4 protein-coding genes, 1 pseudogene and 1 other annotated feature are annotated in these 5066 nt (G+C 61.3%); of the genes and pseudogenes, 3 read left to right on the top strand and 2 right to left on the bottom strand.

Annotated elements, in window-relative coordinates:
* From JSE7799_RS02740 to JSE7799_RS02725, 3 genes and pseudogenes are all read left to right on the top strand, one after another.
* On the top strand, window positions 1-525 hold a 525-nt coding region (locus tag JSE7799_RS02740), incomplete at its 5' end, for a SixA phosphatase family protein (protein ID WP_144431526.1).
* The gene (locus tag JSE7799_RS02735) at window positions 522-1349 is read left to right on the top strand and encodes a histidine phosphatase family protein (RefSeq protein ID WP_055662236.1); all 828 of its coding nucleotides are present in this window, start codon (window positions 522-524) and stop codon (window positions 1347-1349) included. The genes JSE7799_RS02740 and JSE7799_RS02735, both read left to right, overlap by 4 nt.
* 494 nt (window positions 1350-1843) lie before the next feature.
* Window positions 1844-3109 (top strand): annotated as a pseudogene (locus JSE7799_RS02725) (IS3 family transposase).
* Window positions 2125-2241 (top strand) — a sequence feature (AL1L pseudoknot). It overlaps the preceding pseudogene by 117 nt.
* Window positions 3110-3183: 74 nt before the next feature.
* On the opposite strand, the gene JSE7799_RS02720 reads toward JSE7799_RS02725, so the two are convergent.
* Window positions 3184-4185, bottom strand: a complete 1002-nt coding sequence (locus tag JSE7799_RS02720) for a GGDEF domain-containing protein (protein ID WP_055662234.1) — start codon at window positions 4183-4185, stop codon at window positions 3184-3186.
* The gene (locus tag JSE7799_RS02715; protein ID WP_055662233.1) at window positions 4182-4778 is read right to left on the bottom strand and encodes a heme NO-binding domain-containing protein; all 597 of its coding nucleotides are present in this window, start codon (window positions 4776-4778) and stop codon (window positions 4182-4184) included. The genes JSE7799_RS02720 and JSE7799_RS02715 overlap by 4 nt, the downstream gene beginning before the upstream one ends.
* Window positions 4779-5066 lie beyond the last annotated feature (288 nt).

Below are 5066 nucleotides of genomic sequence, written 5' to 3'. Positions count from 1 at the left end.
GTACTTCTGATGCGTCATGGCCCGACCGATTGGTCGAAACGTGACGCGACCGATGTCGCGCCCACCGATTGCGAAGATCAGCGCGTGACGACGGAAACAGGTCGGCGCCAGATGTATGAACTGGGCGCCCTGATGGTTGCCAATCATCTGACGCCGGGTCGGATCGTGGCCAGCGAATGGTGTCGAAATCAGCAGACGCTGGAAGCGATGCTGGACGGGATGCGCGACGCCGATCCGGATGCGCTCGAGAACGTGCAGATCGACACGATCGCGGATCTCAACCTGCTTTTGTCGCTGCAAGGTGCTCCCGACGTGGCCGCTATGCGGGAGATCATCGCCGATTGGGACGGTGGCGCGGGTCATGGGCCGCTGCTCATTATCTCGCACTTCACCAACATTCAGGAACTGACCGAGCGGGCGGTGTTCGAGGGTCAGATGCTCGTGCTCGACCCTGCAGATGGCAATCGCGTGTTGGGGCAATTGCGCCTCAGATCGGCACAGCCGGATGTGGGACATTTCCAATGAAGCACCGCATTACGAGCGTTGCCGCGGCACTTGCGTTCGCCGCCGCCCTGCCTGTTTCGGCGCAGGATGCGGCCGGGATGCCCAAGTGGAAGGGCGAGATCGAGCCCGTTTCCGGATTCGCCGGACAGATGTCGATGTCGATGGAGACGGACGCGCCCGAGGAGATGGTCGTCGAGGAAGTCATCAGCTTCGAGCCGTGGCAGATGCTGGACGACCTGTTCCGCGACGATCTCGTCTTCATTATGCGCGGCGGCCCCTCCGAGTGGGATGTGCGGGACGCCCCCGGCACCGCCCCGAGCGATTGCGAGGATCAGCGTCTCCTGACCGAAACTGGCCAGGATCAGATGCGCCAGCTCGGTGCGCTGCTCATCGTCAACGGATTGCGTCCGGGAGAGGTCCTTCTCTCGCAATGGTGCCGTGCCCAACAGACCTATCTTGGCCTTGAGGAGGGGATGCTGGAGGCCGACATGAATGCGCTGGATGGCGTCGAGGCGCGGGTGGATGCTGCATTGAATCCGCTCGGGAAACTTGCCGGTCCCGAAGATGCGGAGGCGCTGCGCGAGATGGTGATGGCTTGGGACGGCAAGGACGCCGGCGGCCCGCTCCTCCTGATCACCCATTTCGACAACATCGTCGAGTTGACCCGCTTTCGCGTCTACGAGGGTGAGGTGCTTATACTAGATCCGACGCGAGACGGTCGGGTGCTGGGCTACCTCCGGCTCGGCAGCGCGGGCCCGGACGCGGTTCGGTTCGACCCGGATGTCGTGGCCTTCGCGCGAGAAGGTGTGTCGCCAGAAGACGACGATGCCGAGGCGGCAGATTGAGTGTCTGCTTCCGGCTGATCGGATTTTTTCTGGCGGTGGGCGATGCGATGCAGCGATGCTGCGATGCTGCGATGCAGGGGCCTCGGCATCCAAGGGGCCTGCGAAATGACTTATTGGCTACACGGCGCGCATTTTCAGTCCCTACGTTGCCATGAACCTTTTCTGCGGGCTGCTTCCGGGGCCGAAGCGTGGGCAATAACGGCTGCAGGCACGCTGTCATGCATCGATCTCCTGTCATGCCTCCCCAAGCGTTGGGGACAGCGTCCCGTTCAAGAGTTCATTGCCGAGCCGGCCGTTGAATCTCTCAATAAAGCCGGTCCTTGTATGGGTTTGAAGGCGATCTAGTGCCCGTCGGCGCCGGTGCGCTGGCAGCAGGTGGGAATTGCGATCGAGTTAAGGTCCGTGCCGGCGGCGTCCAAGACCGAGGCGATCCAGCCGTCTGAACCGCCCCGGTTCTGCGGGAGGCTCCAACTCTTGAGTAAGATGGAGCTATCATGAGCAAAACGACGAACAAGTTTTCCCCCGAGGTCCGCGAGCGTGCGGTTCGTATGGTTCTCGACGACGAGGGTCAGCACGAGTCCCGCTGGCAGGCGATGGCCTCGATCGCCGCGAAGATCGGCTGCTCGACCGACACGCTCAATGCCTGGGTGAAGAAGGTCGAGGTAGACAGCGGCACGCCAGCGGGCATTCCGAGCGATATGGCCGAGAAGCTGAAGGCGCTGGAGCGGGAGAACCGCGAGCTTCGCCAAGCGAACGAGATACTGCGCAAGGCATCAGCTTGTTTTGCGATGGCGGAGATCGACCGCCGGTCGAAGTGATGGTGTCGTTCATCGGCAATCCTCGTGGGAAGCATGGGGTCGAGCCGATCTGCAACGTCCTGCCGATCGCCCCTTCCACCTACTACGATCACTTGGCCAAGCGGGCCGAACCGACCCGGCTGTCGGATCGGGCGCGGCGTGACGAAGCATTGCGGCCCGAGATCCGGCGCGTGTTCGAGGAGAACTGGCGTGTCTACGGCGTTCGCAAGGTCTGGCGACAATTGGGGCGAGAGAGCATCGATGTCGCCCGCTGCACCGTGGCACGGCTGATGAAAGACATGGGGCTTTCAGGGCGCTCGCCATTGTCCTCGGACCAATGGCGGACAAGGCTCGCTCCGCGGCAAGCCGCTCCGGACGACGATCCCGGACAAGAAGGCGCCATGTCCACTGGACCAGGTGAACCGGCAGTTCCGTGTGCCTGCCCCGAACATGCTGTGGGTGAGCGATTTCACCTACGTGGCCACGTGGAAGGGCTTCGCCTACGTCGCCTTTGTCATCGATGCCTATGCCAGGCGGATCGTGGGTTGGCGGGTCAGCACCACGGCCCACGCGGGCTTCGTTCTCGATGCCCTTGAACAGGCGGTCCACGAACGCCGGCCGACGAAGGGAATGGGGCTGGTCCACCACTCGGACCGCGGCTCCCGATACCTGTCCACCAAGTATACAGAGCGGCTCGGTGAGGCGAGCATCGGACCATCCGTCGGCAGTGTGGGCGACAGCTACGACAACGCACTGGCCGAGACGATCAACGGCCTGTTCAAGGCCAAGGTCATTCACCGGCGCGGTCCGTGGCGCAGCTTTGAAGCCGTGGAATACGCGACCCTCGAATGGGTGGACTGGTTTAACAACCGCCGTCTGCTCGAGCCCATCGGGAATATCCCGCCCGCTGAAGCCGAAGCCAACTTTTACGCAGCTCTGGATACCAAAGCCGAGGCTGCGTAACTAACAAAACTCAGCCTCCGGCAAACTCGGTGCAGTTCAGACCGTCTAGCGTACGTACAAAAATCTCGCCGCAATCAGGGCGCACCGGCTAGCGTCCGGTTGGGCAACGCAACGGTGCAGCGCCCTCGCCCTGCTCTTTTGGACAAATAGAGCGCATCGTCCGCATCCGCGATCATCTTCTCCAAATTTGGATGGTCGTAGAATTCTGACATGGTGATCCCGACACTACCAGAAATCCTGCAGGGCTTCCCTTCCCAGGCAATCGGTTGCTCCAACCTTTCGATAATGCGAGCCGCGATTTGCTTGAGCCGTTCAATGTCGCCGCATTCGTCGAAGACAAGCAGGAACTCATCTCCTCCGACACGTGCCACAAGGTCGCCGCTGCGCACGTGCTCACTCAGAATACGGGCTACGGCTTTAAGCACCAAGTCACCTGCGCCATGTCCCAGCGTGTCGTTCACCTCCTTAAAACGATCCAGATCGAGATGCATGAGGCCGAACCTCGGGACACGCCGTCGCACGAGACGTCCCAGATGAAAGTCCAGCGCCCGACGGTTCCGCAAGCCGGTCAACGTATCAGTGATCGCTTCTTCCTCGGCCGCAACAAGAGCTTCTTTGAGCCGTTCTCCCAATCGCTCGAACTGACTAAGAACGATGCGGTGCGCCTCCACTAGGAACATGAGGTCGACAGTGGGGTCGACTTGTGAGAAATCCTGCGCCGTCAGTTGATGACGCCGCATCGCCTGTGTCGGATCTCCGCTGAAAGAGAGATTAAGCAGCCCCCAACCGTCCGCCAATGGGACGGAGAGACAACGCATTGCTGTGGGCCCCACCCCCTGCCCGCCGTCGATTTCCAGCCGCAGACGGCGTCCCACCCGTGCAAGAACCGTTTCAGGCGTCGCACCTATCCGCGGATGCGTGAAACGCAGCGTCTGCGCCATCGGGCGCCCCATCGCACGCGGCGCGATCTTTGCCAAAGTTGGTCCGACATGCTCCACCCGGCCATCGGGAGCGAAGACAAGCGCGAAAGGCAACACGTTGGCGACCGTGCCCATATCGAGGGTGATCTTGGTCATGTCACCCCTCCAAGAGCGAATTCGCGTGGTTCCTGAAAAGCCTGCTCGTAAACTTCCAGCGACAGATGCTCGACCCAGACGCTGCCCTCTCGCTGCTGGGAGACCTCGCCAACGACAGCGAGTGTGCCGTAATCATCTGCCATGGCGCGAAGGATGCCCCGCAGGACCCAAGCGGCACCCGGCCGACTCCATCTGGCGGTGACGTCGAATCCTCCGGGCTCCGGCTCAAAGACGTCGATTTCGGGAAGATCGATGTCGGGAAGAGCCATTGCCGCGCGATCACGGGTTTCGTCCAGCGAGTAGACCAAATCGATGAAAGTTGCTCCGGAAAAGCGGATCAGGCGACGGAATGGCTCCATCGGCGTATGGGTGCAGAGCCAATGCCCAACATCCTCAAGAATATGACATGGACGATCGTTCACCTCGTGCGCGGCGGCGAAGACGACTTTGAAGATGATATCGTCGTCGTAGATACGCAGCATTTCGAACCGGTCCAGACCAACATCCGCACGTCGCAACACGGCGCGCCAAGCGGCTTCGCCATGGCGATCCCTCACGAACCCTTCGAGGGACTTGCAGATCAGGCCGTGCATAGCGGAATCCTCATAGCTGTCCGCGGCCACAAAAGCGCAAGAGGCGTGAATATCCCGTTAACCCGGATAATTCACGAGAAGGCGGCGGAGGTGGCGTAACCGTCTGAAACTCTGTATTTTTTGGTTATCGACGCCAAAGATTCAGATTTCAGCAGGACGACCTCCGCCATGACCCAGTCTACGTGCTCCACGCCCCGCCTGTCACCCCTCAATGGCAAGCCGGTCCTGCTCGGGTTTGACGGCGCCGACATGAGCTCCGACGCCGGCCTAACCCTGCTGCGCGAGATC

It is taken from the genome of Jannaschia seosinensis, assembly GCF_001408515.1.
In the GTDB taxonomy this organism is placed as follows: domain Bacteria; phylum Pseudomonadota; class Alphaproteobacteria; order Rhodobacterales; family Rhodobacteraceae; genus Jannaschia; species Jannaschia seosinensis.
This window is presented reverse-complemented; position numbering and strand designations above follow the sequence as displayed.